The organism is Actinoplanes sp. CA-051413 (assembly GCF_050955795.1).
GTDB lineage: Bacteria > Actinomycetota > Actinomycetes > Mycobacteriales > Micromonosporaceae > Actinoplanes.
This window is the reverse complement of the sequence record NZ_CP192100.1, coordinates 2,104,211-2,124,629: the sequence shown is the minus strand read 5'-3', so window position 1 is coordinate 2,124,629 and position 20,419 is coordinate 2,104,211. Positions and strand designations below refer to the sequence as shown.

The 20,419-nt window shown below is 71.7% G+C and carries 16 protein-coding genes; 7 read left to right on the top strand and 9 right to left on the bottom strand.

Going from position 1 to position 20,419, the window contains the following annotated elements:
- Window positions 1-42: 42 nt before the first annotated feature.
- Window positions 43-2,862, bottom strand: a complete 2,820-nt coding sequence (gene leuS / locus ACQP2Y_RS10155; protein WP_433726662.1) for a leucine--tRNA ligase — start codon at window positions 2,860-2,862, stop codon at window positions 43-45.
- Between the two features lie 411 nt (window positions 2,863-3,273).
- Here leuS and ACQP2Y_RS10150 point away from each other — a divergent pair, with 411 nt between their 5' ends.
- The 5 genes from ACQP2Y_RS10150 to ACQP2Y_RS10130 all read left to right on the top strand — a co-directional run bounded on the left by ACQP2Y_RS10150 (window position 3,274) and on the right by ACQP2Y_RS10130 (window position 8,896).
- Window positions 3,274-4,323 (top strand): AAA family ATPase, encoded by a 1,050-nt coding sequence (locus ACQP2Y_RS10150; protein WP_433726660.1) that lies wholly within the window; start codon window positions 3,274-3,276, stop codon window positions 4,321-4,323.
- Between the two features lies 1 nt (window position 4,324).
- The gene (locus ACQP2Y_RS10145; protein ID WP_433726658.1) at window positions 4,325-5,614 is read left to right on the top strand and encodes a DUF58 domain-containing protein; all 1,290 of its coding nucleotides are present in this window, start codon (window positions 4,325-4,327) and stop codon (window positions 5,612-5,614) included.
- A 13-nt stretch (window positions 5,615-5,627) separates the two neighbouring features.
- On the top strand, window positions 5,628-8,096 hold the full coding sequence (locus ACQP2Y_RS10140) for a transglutaminase TgpA family protein (RefSeq protein ID WP_433726656.1): 2,469 nt from the start codon (window positions 5,628-5,630) through the stop codon (window positions 8,094-8,096).
- A gap of 113 nt (window positions 8,097-8,209) precedes the next feature.
- Window positions 8,210-8,362 carry a hypothetical protein gene (locus ACQP2Y_RS10135; RefSeq protein WP_433726654.1) on the top strand — a complete coding sequence of 51 codons (153 nt, stop codon included), beginning with the start codon at window positions 8,210-8,212 and terminating at the stop codon, window positions 8,360-8,362.
- A 24-nt stretch (window positions 8,363-8,386) separates the two neighbouring features.
- Window positions 8,387-8,896: a DUF2199 domain-containing protein gene (locus tag ACQP2Y_RS10130; RefSeq protein ID WP_433726652.1), complete on the top strand. Its 510-nt coding sequence runs from the start codon at window positions 8,387-8,389 to the stop codon at window positions 8,894-8,896.
- A gap of 31 nt (window positions 8,897-8,927) precedes the next feature.
- Here the strand turns inward: ACQP2Y_RS10130 and ACQP2Y_RS10125 are convergent, their stop codons facing one another.
- From ACQP2Y_RS10125 to ACQP2Y_RS10105, 5 genes are all read right to left on the bottom strand, one after another.
- On the bottom strand, window positions 8,928-9,356 hold the full coding sequence (locus tag ACQP2Y_RS10125; protein WP_433726650.1) for an SgcJ/EcaC family oxidoreductase: 429 nt from the start codon (window positions 9,354-9,356) through the stop codon (window positions 8,928-8,930).
- A gap of 217 nt (window positions 9,357-9,573) precedes the next feature.
- Window positions 9,574-9,960, bottom strand: coding sequence for a DUF3040 domain-containing protein (locus ACQP2Y_RS10120; protein ID WP_212993889.1), 387 nt, complete (start codon window positions 9,958-9,960; stop codon window positions 9,574-9,576).
- Window positions 9,961-10,052: 92 nt separating this feature from the next.
- Window positions 10,053-11,348, bottom strand: a complete 1,296-nt coding sequence (locus ACQP2Y_RS10115) for a DNA polymerase IV (RefSeq protein ID WP_433726647.1) — start codon at window positions 11,346-11,348, stop codon at window positions 10,053-10,055.
- A gap of 39 nt (window positions 11,349-11,387) precedes the next feature.
- Window positions 11,388-12,530, bottom strand: a complete 1,143-nt coding sequence (locus ACQP2Y_RS10110) for an alkaline phosphatase family protein (protein WP_433726645.1) — start codon at window positions 12,528-12,530, stop codon at window positions 11,388-11,390.
- Window positions 12,527-13,273 carry a methyltransferase domain-containing protein gene (locus ACQP2Y_RS10105; protein ID WP_433726644.1) on the bottom strand — a complete coding sequence of 249 codons (747 nt, stop codon included), beginning with the start codon at window positions 13,271-13,273 and terminating at the stop codon, window positions 12,527-12,529. The genes ACQP2Y_RS10110 and ACQP2Y_RS10105 overlap by 4 nt, the downstream gene beginning before the upstream one ends.
- 149 nt (window positions 13,274-13,422) lie before the next feature.
- Here ACQP2Y_RS10105 and ACQP2Y_RS10100 point away from each other — a divergent pair, with 149 nt between their 5' ends.
- The gene (locus tag ACQP2Y_RS10100) at window positions 13,423-13,854 is read left to right on the top strand and encodes an ester cyclase (RefSeq protein WP_433726642.1); all 432 of its coding nucleotides are present in this window, start codon (window positions 13,423-13,425) and stop codon (window positions 13,852-13,854) included.
- Complete coding sequence (locus ACQP2Y_RS10095) at window positions 13,851-14,477, top strand: TetR/AcrR family transcriptional regulator (RefSeq protein ID WP_433726640.1); 627 nt, start codon at window positions 13,851-13,853, stop codon at window positions 14,475-14,477. Before ACQP2Y_RS10100 ends, ACQP2Y_RS10095 begins: the two co-directional genes overlap by 4 nt.
- On the opposite strand, the gene ACQP2Y_RS10090 is transcribed toward ACQP2Y_RS10095, so the two are convergent.
- The 3 genes from ACQP2Y_RS10090 to ACQP2Y_RS10080 form a co-directional block, all read right to left on the bottom strand.
- Window positions 14,464-14,913, bottom strand: coding sequence for an SSI family serine proteinase inhibitor (locus tag ACQP2Y_RS10090; RefSeq protein WP_433726639.1), 450 nt, complete (start codon window positions 14,911-14,913; stop codon window positions 14,464-14,466). The two genes, ACQP2Y_RS10095 and ACQP2Y_RS10090, sit on opposite strands and share 14 nt — an antisense overlap.
- An 89-nt stretch (window positions 14,914-15,002) precedes the next feature.
- Window positions 15,003-18,338: an error-prone DNA polymerase gene (locus ACQP2Y_RS10085; RefSeq protein WP_433726637.1), complete on the bottom strand. Its 3,336-nt coding sequence runs from the start codon at window positions 18,336-18,338 to the stop codon at window positions 15,003-15,005.
- Between the two features lie 9 nt (window positions 18,339-18,347).
- On the bottom strand, window positions 18,348-20,213 hold the full coding sequence (locus ACQP2Y_RS10080) for a DNA polymerase Y family protein (protein WP_433726636.1): 1,866 nt from the start codon (window positions 20,211-20,213) through the stop codon (window positions 18,348-18,350).
- Window positions 20,214-20,419 lie beyond the last annotated feature (206 nt).

Genomic DNA, 20,419 nt, shown 5'->3' with positions numbered 1-20,419 from the left:
CCTCCCGACGACCCTGCCACTGTCCTGCATGTGGAACGACGATCAGACGACGACGCTGACCAGTCGGCCGGCGACCACGATCACCTTGCGGGGCTCCCGGCCCGCCAGTGCCTCGGCCACCGACTCCAGCGCTGCCGTGCGTACCGTCTCCTCGCTCGCGTCCGGCGCGACCTCGACCCGGCCGCGGACCTTGCCGTTGACCTGCACCGGGTAGGTGACCGACTCGGCCACCAGCTGGGCCGGGTCGGGCACCGGGAAGTCGGCGTAGGCCAGCGTGTCCTCGTGGCCCAGCTTGCGCCACAGCTCCTCGGCCAGGTGCGGCGCGAACGGCGAGGTCATCAGCACCAGCGGCTCGATCGCCTCGCGGGACGTCGTGCCCAGCGGGGTCAGCGTGTTGGTCAGCTGGATCAGCTTGGCGATGGCCGTGTTGAACCGCAGCTCGTCCATGTCCTCGCGGACACCGTCGATGGTGCGGTGCAGCACGCGCCGCGTCGCCGCGTCCAGCGGGTCGTCGGTGACCCGGACCGCGCCGGTCTCCTCGTCGACCACCAGGCGCCAGACCCGCTGCAGGAAGCGCTGCGAGCCGACGGCCGCGCGGGTGTCCCAGGGGCGGGACACGTCCAGCGGGCCCATCGCCATCTCGTACACCCGGAACGTGTCGGCGCCGTACTGCTCGCTCATGTCGTCCGGGGTGACCACGTTCTTCAGCGACTTGCCCATCTTGCCGTACTCGCGGTCGACCTCCTGCTCGCCGAAGTACCACTTGCCGTCGCGCTCGACGACCTCCTCGGCGGGCACGATGACGCCACGCGCGTCGCGGAACGCGTACGCCTGGATGTAGCCCTGGTTGAACAGCTTGCGGAACGGCTCGAAGGACGAGATGTGGCCCAGGTCGTACAGCACCTTGTGCCAGAAGCGGGCGTACAGCAGGTGCAGGACCGCGTGCTCGACGCCGCCGACGTACAGGTCGACACCGCCGCAGTCCGCGGAGTCCTTCGGGCCCATCCAGTAGGCCTCGTTCTCGGGGTCGACCAGCACCTTGTCGTTGTGCGGGTCCAGGTAGCGCAGCTCGTACCAGCACGAACCGGCCCATTGGGGCATGGTGTTGGTCTCGCGGGTATAAACGCGAGGGCCGTCGCCCAGGTCCAGCTCGACGGTCACCCAGTCCTTCTTGCGCGACAGCGGCGTCTCCGGCTCGCTGTGCTCGTCGTCCGGGTCGAAGGTGCGCGGCGAGAAGTCGTCGGTGTCCGGCAGCACCACCGGCAGCATCGACTCGGGCAGCGCGACGGGCAGGCCGGTCTCGTCGTAGACGATCGGGAACGGCTCACCCCAGTAGCGCTGCCGGCTGAACAGCCAGTCGCGCAGCCGGAACGTGGTGGCGCCCCGGCCGTGGCCGTGCTCCTCCAGCCAGGAGATCATCGCGGCCTTGGCGTCGGCCACGCCCATCCCGTTCAGCCAGTCGCTGTTGATCGCCGGGGCGTCGCCGGTGAAAGCACCGTCGAAACCGTCGGGCGCCTGCACCGTACGGATGATCGGCAGGTCGAAGACCTCCGCGAACGCCCAGTCGCGCTCGTCCTGGCCGGGCACCGCCATGATCGCGCCGGTGCCGTAGCCGGCCAGCACGTAGTCGGCGATGAACACCGGGATGCGCGCGCCGTTGACCGGGTTGGTCGCGTACGCGCCGGTGAAGACACCCGTCTTGACCTTGGCGTCGGCGGTCCGCTCCTCCTCGGTCTTGGCCGCGGCCTCGGCCCGGTACGCCGCGACGGCCTCCCCCGGGCTCGCGTGCCCACCCGTCCAGACCGCCTTGGTGCCCTCGGGCCAGGCGGCCGGCACGACGGAGTCGACCAGGGTGTGCTCGGGCGCCAGCACCATGTACGTCGCGCCGAACAGCGTGTCGGGCCGGGTGGTGAAGACGCTGATCACGTCGTCGCCACCGACCGGGAAGTCCACGTGCGCACCCTTGGAACGGCCGATCCAGTTGCGCTGCATCAGCTTGACCGGCTCGGGCCAGTCCAGCGTGTCCAGGTCGTCGACCAGGCGGTCGCCGTAGGAGGTGATGCGCATCATCCACTGCTTCAGGCTGCGCTTGAAGACCGGGAAGTTGCCGCGCTCACTACGCCCGTCCGGAGTGACCTCCTCGTTGGCCAGCACGGTGCCCAGCCCCGGGCACCAGTTGACCGGCGCCTCACTGACGTACGCCAGGCGGTAGTCGTTGATCACCTGCCGGCGCTCGACGTCGGACAGCTCCGCCCACGCCCGTCCGTCGGGCGTCTCCCGCTCGCCGGCCTCGAACTGCGAGACCAGGATCTCGATCGGCTTGGCCTTGGCGTCGGACGGGTCGAACCACGAATTGAAAACCTGCAGGAAGATCCACTGCGTCCAGCGGTAGTACTCGGGGTCGGTGGTGGAGAAGCTGCGCCGCTCGTCGTAGGCCAGGCCCAGCCGGCGCAGCTGACCGCGGTAGCGCTCGACGTTGGCCTCGGTGGTGATCCGGGGGTGGGTGCCGGTCTGCACCGCGTACTGCTCGGCGGGCAGGCCGAAGGCGTCGAAGCCCATCGGGTGCAGCACGTTGTAGCCCGCCATCCGCTTGTAGCGGGTGTAGCAGTCCGTGCCGATGTAGCCCAGCGGGTGCCCGACGTGCAGGCCGGCGCCGGACGGGTAGGGGAACATGTCCTGCACGTGCAGCTTGGGCGCCCCGGCCCGCGGGTGCTCGGGATCGGCCAGCTCACCGGTGGGGTTCGGCGCGTGGAACGTGCCGTGGCCGGACCAGAATTCCTGCCAGCGGGGCTCGATCTCCGCGGCCAGGGCCGCTGTGTAGCGGTACGGCGGGACGTCCGCGTTGGTCTCGGACTCGCTCATCGTCACCATCTCGTTCTTTTCGAAAAGTCAGTCGACAAGGATCACCTACTTCAGGGCACAAAAAAGCCCCTCTCGCAGGAGGGGGCGCCGCGCTGTTCTCTGTTATGAGATCAGCACGGCTGGCTAAGAAGCAGGAAGGACCGAGCCATGACTGCATGATACCGGGCGTCCGGTTCTCGCGGCACCCGGTATCAACCGTGCTGATTCGTAACCCATCCGATATGCGTGTCCAGTTGACCACAAGCCGTCACTGCCGCTAGCGCGCGCTCGGCAGGTTGCTGTGACCGGGCTAACCTGTGGGGAACGGGCGGCGAGCGCCGGAGGCCCACGGACCGCCGGCCGCCCGCGAACCTTCGGTTCCTTTTCTACGTGAGCACGTAGGAAGGGGCTTGAACGACATGGAGGAGGCCCGTGACAACGCCAACCTGGGACCAGCCCGGCGGTCCCCTGCCGAGTGATGAGTTCCTCGCCGCAAGCGGGGCCATCATGGCCAACATCGAGCAGGTCATCGAGGGCAAGAGCGCGACGGTCCGGCTGGCTCTGGCCGTGCTGCTCGCCGAGGGCCACTTGCTGATCGAGGACGTGCCGGGCGTCGGCAAGACCAAGCTCGCCAAGGCGCTCGCCCGCTCGATCGACTGCTCGGTCCGGCGCATCCAGTTCACCCCCGACCTGCTGCCCAGCGACGTGACCGGGGTCAGCGTCTACAACCAGGAGACGCGCGACTTCGAGTTCAAGCCGGGCGCGGTGTTCGCCAACCTGGTGGTCGGCGACGAGATCAACCGGGCCTCGCCCAAGACCCAGTCCGCCCTGCTCGAGTGCATGGAGGAGCGGCAGGTCACGGTCGACGGCACGACGTACGAGCTGCAGGCGCCGTTCATGGTCATCGCGACTCAGAACCCGATCGAGATGGAGGGCACCTACCCCCTCCCCGAGGCGCAGCGCGACCGCTTCACCGCCCGTATCGCGATGGGCTACCCGGACCCGCGCGCCGAGATGGCGATGCTCAACGGTCACGGCGCCCACGACCCGCTGAACGACCTGCGGTCCGTCGCCGACGCCGCCCTGGTCCGCCGGCTGATCGCCACCGCCCGCGACGTGCACGCCTCTGAGGCCGTCCAGCAGTACGCGATCGCGCTCGTCACGGCCACCCGGGAGGCACCGGAGATCCGCCTCGGCGCGTCACCGCGGTCCACCCTGCAGCTCATCCGTACGGCCAAGGTCGTCGCGGCCCTCGAGGGCCGCGACTACGTCCTGCCCGACGACCTGCAGACCCTGGCCGTGCCGGTGCTGGCCCACCGCATCATCCCGACCGCGGACGCCCAGCTCAACCGGCGTACGACCGACGCCATCGTGGCCGAGATCGTGCACCGGCTGCCCCTGCCGCACGATCGCAACCGCTCGCCGTACGACACGCGCGCGGTCGGCGACACCCGCGGGCAGTACGAGTCGCGGGGGCGCTGACATGCGCGAGGCCATGCGGGGACTGACCACCCGCGGCCGTTCCTTCCTGGCCGCCGGCTCGGCCGCCGCCATCTCGGCGTTCATCCTCGGCGAGAAGGACCTGCTGCGGGTGGCGATCCTGCTGGCCATGCTGCCGCTGCTGGCCGCGGCGTACGTCGGGCGCAGCCGCTACAAGCTGGCGTGCACCCGCTCGCTGGAGCCCGGCCGCGCCCCGGTCGGCTCCAGCGCGCGCGTCATCCTGCGCCTGCAGAACATGTCCCGGCTGCCCACCGGCACGCTGCTGCTGGAGGACCGGCTGCCGTACGCCCTGGGCAGCCGGCCCCGCGTGGTGCTGGAACGGCTCGGCGCGCACCAGGCCAGCTCGGTGGCGTACACGGTCCGCGCCGACGTGCGCGGCCGGTATCCGGTCGGCCCGCTGGTGATCCGGCTGACCGACCCGTTCGGGCTGTGCGAGCTGACCCGCTCGTTCCCCAGCGTCGACCGGCTCACGGTCATCCCGCAGGTCGTCCCGCTGCCCCCCGTGCGTCTCGCCGGCGAGTATGCGGGCACCGGCGACAGCCGCGCCCGGTCGGTGGCCGTGCACGGCGAGGACGACGCGGCCACCCGGGAGTACAGGCGCGGCGACGACCTGCGCCGGGTGCACTGGCGCTCCACCGCCCGCACCGGCGAGCTCATGGTGCGCCGCGAGGAGCAGCCGTGGGAGAGCCGAGCTACCGTCGTTCTGGACACCCGTCAGGCCGCGCATCGTGGCGAGGGCCCGACGGCGAGCTTCGAATGGGCCGTCTCGGCCGCCGCCAGCATCGCGATGCACCTGCGCCAGGCCGGCTACAAGCTGCGCCTGGTGACCGGGGCCGGGATCGACGTCGACGCCACCGAGATCGGTGGTGAGGGCGCGATCCTGGACACCCTCGCCGACGTCAAGCTGGCCCGCGCCGGTGACATCTCGGTGCTGGTGGACCAGGTCCGGCGGCGTTCCGACGGCGGCCTGGTGATCGGCCTGTTCGGCACGCTCAGCGTCGCCGAGGCCGAGGTGCTCACCGGGCTGCGTGGCAACGGCGCCACCTGCATCGGGTTCGCGATCGACAGTTCCACCTGGGTGAACATGCCACCCGGGGAACGCACCGAGGCCGACCGGGCGCACGGCGCCACGGCTCTGGCCCTGGTCCGCAGCGGCTGGCGTTCGGTGCCGGTCGCGCACGGCGACTCGCTCGCCGCGCTCTGGCCGGCGGCCGGACGTGGTTCGCAAGGTTTCGCCTACCGGGCGGCGATGGCCGAGACGGTCGGGCGATGAGGGGAGTTCTACGGTGACCGGGCGACGACGACTGGGACTCGTGGCGGCGGCCGCGACCCTGCTGGCGGCGGCGCCGCTGTCGGCGATCTTCGACACCTGGACCTGGCTGCTGGAGTGCATCCTCGCGGTCGGCCTGGTGGCCGGCGCGGCGGTGCTGACCCGTACGCTGCGTTTCCCGTCCTGGGCGCAGGCACTGGGCATGGTCGTGGTGCTGCTGCTGACCCTGACCTGGATGTTCCCCAGCGGCGACGAACTGCTCTCGCTGATCCCGTCCCCGGCGACGTTCGAGCACTTCGGCGCGCTGTTCAGCGACGCCGGCAACGACACCCGCTCGTACGGTGTGCCGGTCCCCGACCGCGAAGGCCTGCTGTTCGTCGCCGTCTTCGGCATCGGCGCGGTCGCGATCGCGGTCGACCTGCTCACCGTCGTGGCCCGTAAGCCGGCCCTGGCCGGCCTGCCGATGCTGGCCATCTACTCGGTCCCGGTCGCCGTGTACGTCGACAGCGTCCCGGTGCTGCCGTTCATCGTCGGCGCGACCGGCTTCCTCTGGCTGCTGGTGGCCGACAACGTGGACCGGGTGCGCCGCTTCGGCCGTCGCTTCACCGGCGACGGCCGCGACGTCGACGTCTGGGAGCCGTCGCCGCTGGCCGCGGCCGGACGCCGGCTCGCCGTGATCGGCGTCGCCACGGCCGTGCTGCTGCCGGTGATCGTCCCGGGCCTCAACACCGGCCTGCTCAACTCGCTCACCCAGGCCGGCAGCGGCAACGGTACGGGCGGCTCGGGCAAGGGTGGCACCGGCCGGATCAACCTGTTCGCCTCGCTCAGCGGTCAGCTCAACCAGACCCAGGTCACCAACTACGTCCGGGTCACGACCAACGAACCGGACCCGTTCTACCTGCGCTTCGGCGTCGCCGACGTGCTCTCCTCGGACGGCTTCAGCAACCGCACGCCGAACGGCCAGCCGCTGTCCCGCGGTCTCTACGACCCCCGCGAGAGCGGCACCACCGCCGGCGCGCAGTACCGCCAGTACCACGCCGAGGTGGAGATCACGAAGGACTTCGGTCAGACCCTGGCCCCGGTCTATGCGACCGCGATCGACACAGACGGCCTCGACGGCGCCTGGTCGTACGACCCGAACACCCAGGTGGTCTACTCCAACCGCACGACCACCAAGGAGAAGAAGTACTCGTTCGACTACGTGCGGGCCAAGTACACACCCGCCGAGCTGCGCAGCGCCGAGGCTCTGCCCCGCGACAACCCGCTGCGGACCCAGTTCACCACGGTCCCGCAGGACGCGAAGGTCGAGAAGCTGGTCGACGACCTGACCAAGGGCGAGCGCACCGAGTACGACAAGGTCGCGGCGATCTACCGCTACTTCTCCCGGGACAACGGCTTCACGTACAGCCTGCAGACCGCGGACCCGGAGGCGGGCGCGTCGGTGATCACGACGTTCCTGGAGGGCAAGGCGGGCTACTGCCAGCAGTACGCGGCGGCGATGGCCTGGATGGTCCGCGAGGCGGGTATCCCGGCCCGGGTGGCGTTCGGCTTCACCCGCGGCAGCACCCGCGACGGCGACGCGTACGTGCTGACGAACCGCAACGCCCACGCCTGGACCGAGGTCTACCTGGACGGCTTCGGCTGGGTCCCGTTCGACGCGACCCCGGCGGCCGCGGTCGTCGGCTCGACCCGCTCCGACTGGGCCCCGGACACCGACGCGGTGGAGACGGCGTCTCCGACGTCGACCGCCACGGTGGCCCCGGGCACCGACGCCTCGGCCGGACCGGGCGCGGCGGAACGCCCGGACCGTGACGTCGACGCCGGCGCCCAGGGCCTGAACGACCCGGCGAACCAGTCGGGCCCCTCGACGACGGCCCTGCTGACGGCGGGAATCATCGCCCTGGTCCTGGTTCTGCTGGCGGTGCCGGCCCTGCGCCGGGTCCTGGTCCGCCGACGCCGCCACGCGGCAACAGCCCCGAAGACAACGGTGACGGCAGCGACGGGCCCGGCCCCACCGGGCACCCGAGAAGTCGTCGTGACCACCGAAGCGGTACGCGCCCGCGAGGACGCCCACGCCGCCTGGGACGAACTGGTCGATACGATGATCGACTACCGCGTACCGGTGGACCCGACGGAAACGCCGAGGCACACCGCCCAGCGCCTGGTCCGCGAGGCCGACCTGACCGACACGCCGGCGGAGTCGGCGACGCTGCTGGGCCGGGCCGAGGAACGAGCCCGGTACGCCCGGCAGCCGCTGCAGGGCGGCGAGCTGACGGCGGCGCTGAACCAGGTCCGCAAGGGCCTGGCCAGGACGGCGACGAAGCGGACGCGGTTCGCGGCGGTCGTGCTGCCGCCGTCGGTGTTGCTGCGGTGGCGGCTGGGCATGGGAGACACGTCGGCCCGGTGGGTCGGCAGCTTCAGCCGGGGCCGTGACCTGCTGGTCCGCTTCAGCCCCCGCCGCCTGCTGGCGAACCGGGCCCGCTGACCCGGAGCCGCTCTGCCGGACCTGAGGTTCCGGCAGGGCGGCCTCGTCCGATCAGGACCCGTATGGTCTTCGGCGTGGACGCTCGGGGACGACGGACCGACACGACGAGGATCTTGGGCACTATCGCGCTGCTGGTCGGCCTGCTGATCTCGCTCATCGGGCTGGTCACGGAGAGCACGCCCGCCAAGGGCTACTTCTTCGCGGGCCTGCTCGTGATCACCGGGATCGGGTTACGGCTGGAGGCAGCACTCACCGACCGCCGCTGACGGCACACCGTAAGCTTCGATCCCATGTCATCGGAGCGGGGCTTTGTGTGTCGTTGCTGCCATGAACGGCACCCCGGGCCGGCGATGGGGTTCGGGCTGCCTGCGCCGGCGTACTGGTCGGACGATCTTGCCACCGAGCCGCTCAACGTCCTGGAGCCCGAGATCTGCGTGATCAAGGATCAGGGATTCTTTGTCCGGGGGCTGATCGAGATTCCCGTGGTCGACAGCGATCAGGTCTTCGCCTGGAACGTCTGGGTCTCGCTCGGCAAGGACAACTTCTTCCGGGCGGTGAAGCTGTGGGACCAGTCCGGCCGCGAGACCGAGCCGCCGTACTTCGGCTGGCTGTCCAACGAGATCCCGGCCTATCCGGCGTCGACGCTGAATCTGAAGACCCATCTGCACACGCGATCGCTCGGCGAGCGTCCCGCGATCGAGTTGGAACCGACCGACCATCCCCTCGCCGTCGAGCAACGCACCGGCATCACCGCCGCACGAGTACAGGAGATCACCGAAACGCTGCTGCACAGTCATTAGCGTTCAGGCATGGGCAAGCCGGTCCCCGCGGTCAGTACGACGCGACGACGGCCGTGTTCTGGCCGGCCACGATCTTCCAGCTGCCGTCGGTCCGGGACCACAGGTAGCTCGGGCTTCCCGCGCCGTCCTCAGCGAGAGGCCTCCCGGCCGCGTCGAGGTACTGCTGGCGTACGCCGGTCAAGGCCACGTCAGGCGTGATGAAGGCGATGTGCTCGACCTCGTAGGTGACCGAGCCGTCGGCCATGGCTCCGGGCAGGACGCCGCGGGTGAACTCGCTGATCTCCTCGATGCCGATGAGGCGCGTTCCCGCGCCGTTCACCCAGACCGCGGTCGGTGCGAACAGCGAGAGGAAGCCCTCGACGTCCTCCTGCTGCTGAGCTCGTTCGATCTCGGCCACGAGGGCGATGAGGTCGTGCCGGTCCTGCTCGGGGGCGGATACGGGGGTGAAAGTCGCAGTCATCGGCTGACGGTAAAACCGGAAGCCGGCTTGAGGTCAACCCCAGGCGCGGCGGGTCGGTCCGCTGCATCCTGCAGTTCCGGCCTGGCCCGGGCGTAGCAATGAGCGGCGTCCCTCTGCAGGACGCCGCTGCGATATTTCCTGCTCATCGTGGTGATGAGCGTGCGGATACGGCGATGGCGGCCGGATGGCCGCCATTCGTCGCCGCTGGTTGTCCGGGCTAGCGGTGGCCCTCGGGACGCTGACGCCAGCGGTCCTCGAGCCGGTCGATGAAGCCCGCTTTCCGGGTCGAGCGGGTGCGACGGGTCGCGGTGCCACCGACGGCGTGCAGGTCAGGAGCCTGACCCTTCCGCCGGCTCTGCATCCCGAACGCGGCCGCGGCCAGCATGACCACGAATCCCGCCACGCCGAGCAGCGTGTTGCTGCTCACCGTGCCGTAGACAACCAACGCCAGACCAGCGACGATCACGAACGCGGCGACGACGAGTCGGCGCCGGGCGTGGAAACGCGGGTCGCTGGCCCGCACAGCCGAGGCGAATTTGGGGTCCTCGGCAAGCGACTGCTCGATTTGGTCGAACAGCCGCTGCTCGTGCTCCGAGAGCGGCACGGCATTCCTCCCCGGGCGCATGTCCGGCCCCCCGGCGGTGGTGCAGGCGGGCCGATGGTGCGAGACAGCCGACCGGCTGCCTTACCGCAAGTCTACGAGGGCGTCGGCGGGTCGGAAAGCGGGACGACCGTCGAGTGCGGGTGATTTTCGGTTCGGCGATGATCGGTTTGTCCCAAAAGACTGGCCGGTCCGACGATGGAGCGGCCGAAACGGGCCGCCAGAGCGTCCGTCGCGGCCTCCGCCTCGCGCCAGCCGCGCTCCGGCTCCCCCAGCGTGAGCTGCCGTGATGTGGTCGCGGCGGCGCTGAGCCCCTCGACCCGGACGCCGACGAGGCGGATCGGCTCGGCGACCCGCAGCGCCTCGAACAGCGTCCAGGAAGTCGCAAAAATCTCCCGGGCCACATCGGTGCCCGTCGGCATCGTGCGGGACCGGTTGACCGTCCGGAAGTCCGCCACCCGGATCTTGATCGTGACGGTCCGGCCCACGTGCCCGGCGGCGCGCAGCCGGGCCCCGACCTTGTCGGCCAGGGCCAGCAGGCTGCGCCGGATCGTCACCGGGTCGGTGACGTCGGTGTCGTACGTCATCTCGGCGCCGATCGACTTGTCCACGTGCTCGGCCACCACACGGCGGCTGTCCCGCCCCCAGGCCAGCTCGTGCAGGTGCGCGGCGGAAGCCTCCCCGAGCGCGGACCGCAGCATGCCCAGCGGCGCGGCAGCCAGGTCACCGACAGTCATGAGGCCGAGCCGGTGCAGCGTCTCGGCGGCCTTCTCCCCCACGCCCCACAGCGCGTCGACCGGCAGCGGGTGCAGGAAGTCGAGCACCTGGCCGGTCGGCACGACGATCACGCCGTCGGGCTTGGCCCGGGTGGAGCCGAGCTTGGCCACGAACTTGCTCGGCGCGACCCCGACCGAGCAGGTCAGCCGCTGCTCCTCGGCGATCCGGGCGCGGATGTCCCGGGCGATGACCGCCGGGCGGCCGAGCAGCCGCTGGGCACCGGCCACGTCGAGGAAGGCCTCGTCCAGGGAGAGCGGCTCGACCAGCGGCGTGACATCCCGGAAGATCCGCATGACGGCGGTGGAGGCGGCCGAATACTCGGTGAAGTCGGGCGGCAGGAACACCGCGTGCGGGCACAGGGCGCGGGCCCGCATGGCCGGCATCGCGCTGCGCACGCCGAAGCGGCGGGCCTCGTAGCTGGCCGAGCTGACCACGCCGCGGGGGCCCAGCCCGCCCACGATGACCGCCTTGCCGCGCAGCTCGGGGCGGCGACGGACCTCGACGGCGGCGAAGAACGCGTCCATGTCGACGTGCAGGATGGTGCAGCCCGCGTCGTCGGCCTCCGGCCCGAACCGCGGATCACGCCCCCGGCCGATGGCCTGACTTCGTCCCACGACGGGAACGCTATCCGCGGGGTACGACAAAAAGCCGGGTCAGCGCACGATCAGCAGCGGGATGGTCATCTCGGCCGCGGTCACCGACCCGTGGTACGCGACCAGCTGCCCCACCGCCGGCGGCTCCCACCCACTGGCCACGATCACCGTCCGCCCCTGGCAGATCACCACGACGTCACCGATCCGGCTCTCGTGCTCGGGCGGCACCGGCCCGTACCAGCCGCCCGCGATCGCCTCCTCGCGCGTCAGCACCCAGGCCTTGTCCCCCAGCACCCCGCGCCACGCGGCGATCACGTCGTCGCGGGCGCCGTCCTCCACGTACAGGTAGCGGACCCGGGGTTCACCGGCGACCGCGACGATCCCGGCCGCCAGCACCGGGTCCCGGCCCAGGTCGATGCGGCCCTCGGCAGGCACGTTGAGCTGCCCGTGGTCGGCCGTGACCAGCAGCGCCGCGCCCTCCGGCAGCCCGTCGGCGAGCCGCGTCACGAGCCGGCCGACCTCCCGGGCCGCTTCCTGCCAGGGCGGTGAGTCGACGCCGGTGCCGTGCCCGTGGTGATCTAGGTCGGGGTGGTAGCCGTAGACCAGGCCGGGCCGGGACAGGGCCGCCAGCATGCGGTCGGACAGGGCGAGCGGGTCGGCGGCGCCGGAGAAGGTGGCTCCTCGGTTGGCCGCCACGGTGAGGCCGGTGCCCTCGAACTCGGGCCGGGTCACCTGGGTGACGGGCAATCCGGCCGCCATCGCCGTCTCGAAGCGGGTCGGTTGCGGCTGCCATTTGGCCGGGTCCGGGTCGTCGCCCCACTTGATGTGGTTGAGGATGCCGCCGTCGGGCTTGTGCAGCGTGAAGCCGAGGATGCCGTGCGCGCCGGGCAGTGCTCCGGTGCCCAGGGTGACCAGGCTGACCGGGGTCGTGGAGGGAAAACCCGAGGTCAGGGCCCGGGCGGGCAGCTCACCCAGGATCGGGGCGTGGGCCGCGGCGACCGGGATCTGGTACGTGCCCAGCCCGTCGACCAGCAGCACCGCGATCCGGTCCACGCCGTCGAGCTCGGCGCCCAGCCCCAGCACATCCGTGGTGCCGGGCACGCCGAGCACCGCGGAGACACTGGGCATCAGGTCGGCCAGGCTGGCGCTCCCGTACGCGGGCCGGACCGGGGTGAAGGCCTCCGGGGGCAGCTGATCGGTCATGGGCGCCGCGCGAAGAGGTGCAGCTGGGAGGCGATGTCACGGAACGGCGGGCGGGCGGCGAGGGCCAGTTCCAGCTCCAGCATCGCCTGCGGGTCCGCCTCGACCACGGCGGCCGGTACGAGGTCGGCGAGTACGCGTACCCCGTGGATCTCCTCGACCGTGAGGCCCGCCGCGCTCAGCAGCGTCGACGCGGTCTCCGCGTCGTAGCGCCGGCGTAGGGTGTCGCGGGTGCCGGCGCGACCCTCGTCGTCGCCGAACAGTGCGGCCGCCGCGGCGATGTGGCCGTTGACCGCGCGGCCCAGCACGGCTGCCGCCCGGCCCGCGACCAGCAAGCTGACCGCGCCACCGGGGCGCAGAGCGGCGCTGATCGCGGCGACCACCTTGGCCGGGTCGTCGACGACCTCCAGCACGGCGTGGCACAGGATCAGGTCGGCGCTGCCCGGCGGGACCAGCCCGGCGAGCGCGTCGCCGTCGCCCTGCACCGCGCGGACCCGGTCGGCCACGCCCGCGTCGGCGGCCCGCCGGGTCAGGGCGGCGAGGGCGTCGGGGCTGGCGTCCACGACGGTCACGGTGTGCCCGGCCTCGGCCAGCGGTACGGCGAAACCACCGGTCCCGCCGCCGACGTCCAGCACGGTCAGCTCCCGCCCGGCGCTGCGCTCGAGCTCGCGGCGGAGCACGGCCCAGACGGCAGCAGTACGCACGGTGACGGGCGGGCGGGGGGTTCGCGTCGATGCGGTGTCCACCTGGGCAGCGTATCGGCCGGGCGCGCAGCCGGAGTGCGGAGCCGCTTCGCTGGAGGACGACGGCCGGTCTTTCCATGATCGTTGCCCGCGGCGGTGCCCTGGCTGGAACGTGGTTCCAGTCAACGCCGTACCGGAAAGGGACACCACCGATGAACACTGCCGAGAAGCTCGCCCGTCAGGTACTGGAGGTCTTCGACACCGGGGACGTCGCCGCCGCGGGACACCTGGTCGCCGAGGACTTCGTCGATCACGGCGCGCCACCGTGGGCGCCGCAGGGCCGCGCGGGCTACCTGCAGATCCTCACGTTCCTCACCACCGCGCTGAAGATCCGCTACGAGGTGCACGACATGGTCGCCGACGGGGACAAAGTCGCGATCCGGGCCACCGCGCACGGTGTCCACGACGTCGATACGCTCGGCTTCGCACCCACCGGCAGGCCGTACGCGATGCCGACCATGCACCTCTACCGCGCCGAGAACGGCCTGCTCGCCGAGCACTGGGGCGTCCGCGACGAGCTGAGCGTGCTGTGGCAGGTCGGCGCGTTGCGGCCACCGGCGCCGATCCCCCTGAGCGAGGCATGAGAAACCCGGCGAGAGCGGAACAGGTCCGGGCCACCCGGCAGAAGGTGCTGGTGGCGGCCCGTGACCTGTTCCTGCGCCGGGGCTACTTCGGCGCGACCATCGAGGCGATCGCCAAGCGGGCCGCGGTCAGCCCGCAGACCGTGTACAACCTGGTCGGCGGCAAGGCGGCGCTGCTCAAGGCCGTGTACGACGTGGCGCTGGCCGGCGACGACGCGCCCGTACCGATGATCGACCGGCCGATCGCGCGGGCCATGCTCGCCGCCACCGACCCGCACGAGTGCCTGCGGCTGTACGCCCGGATGGGCCGGGAGATCTTCGAGCGGGCCGGGCCGCTGATCGCGGTGGTGTTCGTGCAGGGCGCGGGGCGCGACCCGGACGTCCGCGCGTTCGTCGACAAGATCGAGGGTGAGCGGGCGATCGGCACCGCGGGGATCGCCCGGCACGTCGCGCGGCGCTTCGGGCTGCGCGACGGGCTCACCGAGGCGGAGGCCGGCGACGTGCTATGGGCCCTGACCGCCCCGGAACTGCTGGACCGCTTCACCCGCCGGCGCGGCTGGAGCCTGGACCGCTACGAGCGCTGGCTGGCCGAGACCATGGCCGAGTCGCTGCTCAGAAGGCCGTGAGCACCCCGGTCGTGCGGTGCATGTCGCAGCGGTTGCCGAACTTGTGCGACCAGTTCACCGGGCGGCCCCGCCAGGTGCCCTTGACCTGGGCGGTGACCGGCGCGTACTCCATCGTGCACATCATCGGCGCGGGGGTGAGCCGGCTCGGGTCGCCGCCGACGGCGGCCAGCGACCGGCAGGCCTTGACCTTCTTGGGGTGGGCCCCGCCGGCCGGGTCGCACCGCAGCTTCACCGCGGCCGCGTAGCCGGCGTCAGCCAGATAACTCACCGTGAGGTCAGTCTTCTTCACCCGGGCGCCGACGGAAGCCGCCTCAGCCGCGGAAGCCGCCTCAGCCACGGAGGCCGGCCTGGCCATGGAAGCCGGCGCGGCCACGGTCCCGGCCAGGGAGACCGGGGCCGCGAGCAGGAGGACTGCGGCGGCGATGGTGCTGATCATGGTGCTCTCCCCGATGCCACGTTTCCGGTGCGCATCCGGTCTACGCCACAAAAGGTGCAGGATGCGCAGAACGGAAATATAGTGTCCGTTCATCGGAAGTCGCGGGACGCCGGGCTGATCGGTGGGGTGACCGCCTCCAGCCGATCCGCCACCAGGTTGAGCACCCCTTCGGACTTCTCCAGCCGCCCCCGCACGATCAGCGCCGCGCTGCTGCGCGCCACCCGCTTGTACCGCTGCCACAGCCCCGGCGAACAGGTCACGTTGAGCATCCCGGTCTCGTCCTCGAGGTTGATGAACGTGACCCCGCCCGCCGTCGCCGGCCGCTGCCGGTGGGTGACGATGCCGCCGACCCGGATCCGGGTGCCGGCCTCGACCCGGCCCAGCCGGGCGATCGGCACCGCCTCCGCGCGGTCCAGCTCGGCCCGGATGAACTGGGCGGGATGCGCGTCCGGGGACAGGCCGGTGGCCCAGACGTCCGCGACGAGCTTGTCCACATCGGCCATGCCGGGCAGCGTCGGCGCGGTTGTGCCGGTGACCGTACCCGGCAGGCGGTCCGGTTTATCCTGCGCGGCGGCGCCCGCCGCCCACAGCGCCTCGCGCCGCGAGAGGCCGAAGCCCGCGAAGGCGTCGGCGGTCGCGAGGGCCTCCAGGTGGGCGGTCGAGCATCCGGTCCGGCGCGCGAGATCCGCGAGATCCCGGTACGGCCCGTGCGCGCGTCGTTCCTGCTCGATGACCTGGGCCAGGTCGTCACCGAGGGTACGGACGCTGCTCAGCCCCATCCGCACGGCCGGGCCACCCAGTCCCCAGGCGTGCGGCGGCTCCCCGGGCGCGCTGCCCCAGCGGGTCTGCGCGGTCGACTCCAGCACCGCGGCGGCGTCGCTGAGGTTGATGTCCGGGCGGCGCACCTCGACGCCGTGCCGGCGGGCGTCGTCGACCAGCGACTGCGGTGAGTAGAAGCCCATCGGCTGGGCGTTGAGCAGCGCCGCGCAGAACGCCGCCGGGTGGTAGCGCTTGAGCCAGGAACTGGCGTAGACCAGGTACGCGAAGCTCATCGCGTGGCTCTCCGGGAAGCCGTAGCTGGCGAACGCGGACAGCTTCTGGAACAGGTCGTCGGCCAGCTCACCGGTGATGCCCCGGGCGGCCATCCCGGCGTACAGGCGGCTCTTGATCCGTTCCATCTTCTCCACCGACCGTTTGGATCCCATCGCCCGGCGCAGCTGATCGGCCTCGGCCGGGTCGAAGCCCGCGACGTCGATGGCCAGCTGCATCAGCTGCTCCTGGAACAGCGGCACACCGAGGGTCTTCTCCAGCGCGTTGCGCATCAGCGGATGCGGATAGGTGACCTCTTCCAGGCCGTTCTTGCGGCGGATGAACGGGTGCACCGAGCCGCCCTGGATCGGGCCGGGCCGGATCAGCGCGACCTCGACGACCAGGTCGTAGAACTCGCGGGGCTTGAGCCGGGGCAGCGTCGCCATCTGCGCGCGGCTCTCCACCTGGAAGACCCCGACGGAATCGGCCCGGCACAACATGTCGTAGACCTCGGGATCGTCCAGCCGCATGGTGCCGATGTCCAGGTCGGAGGAGATCATGTCGTACGCGTAGTGCAGCGCCGACAGCATGCCCAGCCCCAGCAGGTCGAACTTGACCAGCTCGATCGCCGCGCAGTCGTCCTTGTCCCACTGCAGCACCGTGCGCCCGGGCATCCGGCCCCACTCCACCGGGCACACCTCGATGATCGGCCGATCGCAGATGACCATGCCGCCGGAGTGGATGCCCAGGTGCCGGGGGAAGTTCTGCACCTGGTTGGCGAACGCGACGACCTGCTCAGGGATCTCCTCGACGTCGACCGAGGCGACACTGCCCCAGCGGTCGATCTGCTTGCTCCAGGCGTCCTGCTGCCCGGGCGAGAAACCGAAGGCCTTGGCCATGTCCCGGACGGCGGACCGCGGACGGTACGAGATCACGTTGGCGACCTGCGCGGTGTGCTCCCGGCCGTACCGGCGGTAGACGTACTGGATGACCTCCTCGCGGCGGTCGGACTCGATGTCGACGTCGATGTCCGGCGGCCCGTCCCGCTCCGGGGCCAGGAACCGCTCGAAGAGCAGGTCGTACGCGACGGCGTCCACGTTGGTGATGCGCAGCGCGTAACAGACCGCGGAGTTGGCGGCCGAGCCCCGCCCCTGGCAGTAGATGTCCGCGTCCCGGCAAAACTTCACGATGTCGTAGACCACCAGGAAGTACCCGGGGAAGTTCAGCTCCGCGATCATCTTCAGCTCGTGCTCGATCTGCGCGTACGCCTTCGGATGGGCCTGCGGCGGCCCGTACCGCTCCCGCGCGCCGCGCATGGTCAGCTCCCGCAGCCAGCTCATCTCGGTGTGCCCGGGCGGAATGTCGAAATCGGGCAGCTTCGGCGCGACCAGGTTCAGATCGAAGGCCAGATCATCACCGAACATCGCGGCGTTCTCCACCGCCCCCGGGTACGCCGCGAACCGCCGCCGCATCTCGGCCCCGCTGCGCAAGTGGGCGGTGCCGGCAGCGGGCAGCCAGCCGTCCATGTCGTCGAGGCTGCGCCGCGCCCGTACGGCGGCCAGCGCGGTGGCCAGCCGGCGCCGCGCCGGAGTCGCATAGTGCACGTTGTTGGTCGCGACCACCTCCAGCCGGCGGCTGCGGGCCAGCTCGTACAGGGCGTCGTTGCGGTCGTCGTCGTAGGGGTCGCCGTGCGCGGTCAGCTCCACCACGACATTGCTGCGGCCGAACAGCCCGACGAGCCGGTCCAGCTCGTACGCGGCAGCCGGCAGCCCGCCACCGGCCAGCGCCCGCGGCACACTGCCCTTGCGGCACCCGGTCAGCACGAGCACATGGTCACGCAGAACCGCGGCGACGTCCTCCAGCTCCCCGTACGCCGGTTTGCCCTTCTCCTCGCCGTCGAGCTGCCCGCGGGAGATGGTGCGGGCCAGCCGGGCGTACCCCTCGGGGCCGTGCGCGAGGGCAAGCAGATGCCGGCCCTCGGGGTCGGCCTCACCGTTCTGCGGCTTGGCGAGATCCAGCGACAACTCGGCGCCGAAAATCGTGGGTAACCCCAGCTCACGGGCGGCCTGCGAGAAACGCACGACCCCGTAGAACCCGTCATGGTCGGTGACGGCCAGCCCGGTGAGCCCCAGGCGGGCGGCCTCCTCGGCGAGCTCCTCCGGGTGGCTGGCGCCGTCCAGGAAACTGAAGTTGGTGTGGCAGTGCAGTTCGGCGTACCGGTCGCGGCTGGGTGCCCGGACCAGGGCCGGCGCTTGATAGGGCTGCCGCTTGCGGCTCCAGGCGGGGGAATCCCCGCCGTCGCCGTCGACGGCGAGCGGATCGACGACCTGCAGATGCTTGCCGGTGAGCGTGCCCTCCAGCTTGGACCACGGCATCCGCGGATTGTGGAAACTCATCGTCCGGCCCTAGTCATAGATGGCCTCGATCGCCCAATGCCCGGCGGCGAGGGAGAGCAGCAGGGCCCGGCCGTCGTCGAGGGAGACCTGGAATCGGGCCCGGCGACGGGCCTCGGCGGGGGCCCACCAGCGCTCGTCGACCGGCCACGGGCCGGCCCAGCCGGCGATGACGACGGGGGCGGCGGTGCCGATGAGCAGGAAGGTGGGGTCGCCGGTGAGCTCTAGGCGGGCGCTGACGCCGACGGGACGGCGGTCGGCATCGAGCACTACGGCGGGCAGTGCCTGCGGGAGAACCAGGGCAGGCGCGGGGCGGGGCAGGCGACCCGGCCAGGGCGGCATCGGTACGGGCCGTTTGACGCCTTTACGTCCTCGCTTGCGGCCGGCCTCCCCCGGGACGGTCTTCCCCGGCGTTGCCGCTTCCAGCTTTGGTTCCTCCTTGCGGGCCGCCACTCCCGGCCGCGACCCGGCTACTGCCCCACTCGGAACTGCCCACAAGCGGGCACCGATCCCCCACTCCTCGCCGGCCTCGTCTTTTCCGGCCGGGAGCGCTTCGGGAGGCGGGCTCGGGAGCGCAACCAGCGCCGGCGGATCGACCAGGGAGACCACCACCGGTTCGAGCGCCGGCAACGGAACGGCAGCCTCGCCGGTGGGCCGGGCCGGGGTGCGCTCATCACCCCACGGGACCAGGCGTACCTGGTCGTCCGCGGAACGCCCCCCGCCGAGCACGGCCGTCAGCACCGCTTCCGGCCCCAGCAGACCTTGGATGCGGCTCAGTGCGCGGTGGGCCCGTTCGCGTTCGGCGCCGGTGTCGCCCCAGAGGCCGGGTTGCAGGCCGAGGTGGACGAGGACACCGTCCGGGACGAGCCGCAGCCGGACCAGTCCGGCGGTGGGCCGGTTCGGTGCCCCACGCCGGGCGCCGGTGAGCCAGCCGTCGAGCTGCCACCGTACGCGTTCGGCGATGGCCGCGGCCGTGAGCAGGCCCTCGTGCCGCCAGACCCGGTGCAGTTCCTGGCCGTCGGCGGTGACCGCCTCGATGCCGAGCCGGGTGCAGGCGAGCCCGTGCGCGGCGAGCCGCTCGTGCAGCCGTTCGGCCAGCACCCGGCCGGCGAACGCGGCGACGTCGACCCGTTCGAGCGGCTCGTCGTAGGTGTCGCTGACGTCCAGGTCGGGCGGCGGCTGCCGCACCGCCAGCGGCCGATGGTCGAAGCCGCCGGCGAGCCGGTGCGCGAGCGCCCCGTCGAACCCGAACCGCGTGAGCACGTCGGAAGCGGGCAGGGCGGCGAAATCGCCGAGGGTCTTGACCCCCAAGCGCCGGAGCAGGTCGGCCAGGTCGGGCCGCTCCAGCGCCTCGACGGGCACGGCGGCGAGAAATTCCCGGGTACGCCCGGAGCCGACAATCGTCCCGGACCGCGCGGCCAGCCCGGCGGCGAACACCCCGTCGGCGATGCCCACCTGACTCTCGACGGCACAGGCCTGAGCGACCTGCTCGACGATCCGCTCGGCGGCGAGCTCCTCACCCCCGAAGTAGCGGGCGGGCCCCCGCGCGGCCAGCGCACAAGCCCCGGCCCGGATCACCTCGACCCCGACCGCAACCTCCTCGACGGCGGCGACCACCGGCTCGAAAGCCCGGGCATCCCGCCCCGGATCATGATCGACGACCACGAGCTGAGGACACCGGCTCTGCGCCTCCCGCCGCCGCAACCCGCGCCGCACCCCGTCCGCACGGGCGGCCTCGGAACAAGCAAGAACTCTGTTCCCGTGGAGAACGGCTACAGCTCCGGAAGCCGCGATCCCTTCGACGATCTCGGCGGCGATGACGGGCCAGTCGGGGCACCAGAGGACGAGGGTGCGGACTCCGGCGGTGGTGGGGCTCACGCGTACCCCCCGACCGCTTCTGGCGGTGTGGACGCCGGCGGGTCTGCTGCGGCAGCGGTCACCGCCGCGGCCGCGGCGCTGGCGGGCGGCCCTGGCCACGCTGCCCGGTCACGGCCGGGCGGCTGCGGGAGGATCGAGGTGACGGACGCCAGTCCTGTCGCCCCCTCAACGCCAGGAGCCGGCGATGGCTGCTGGGCATCGCGTTC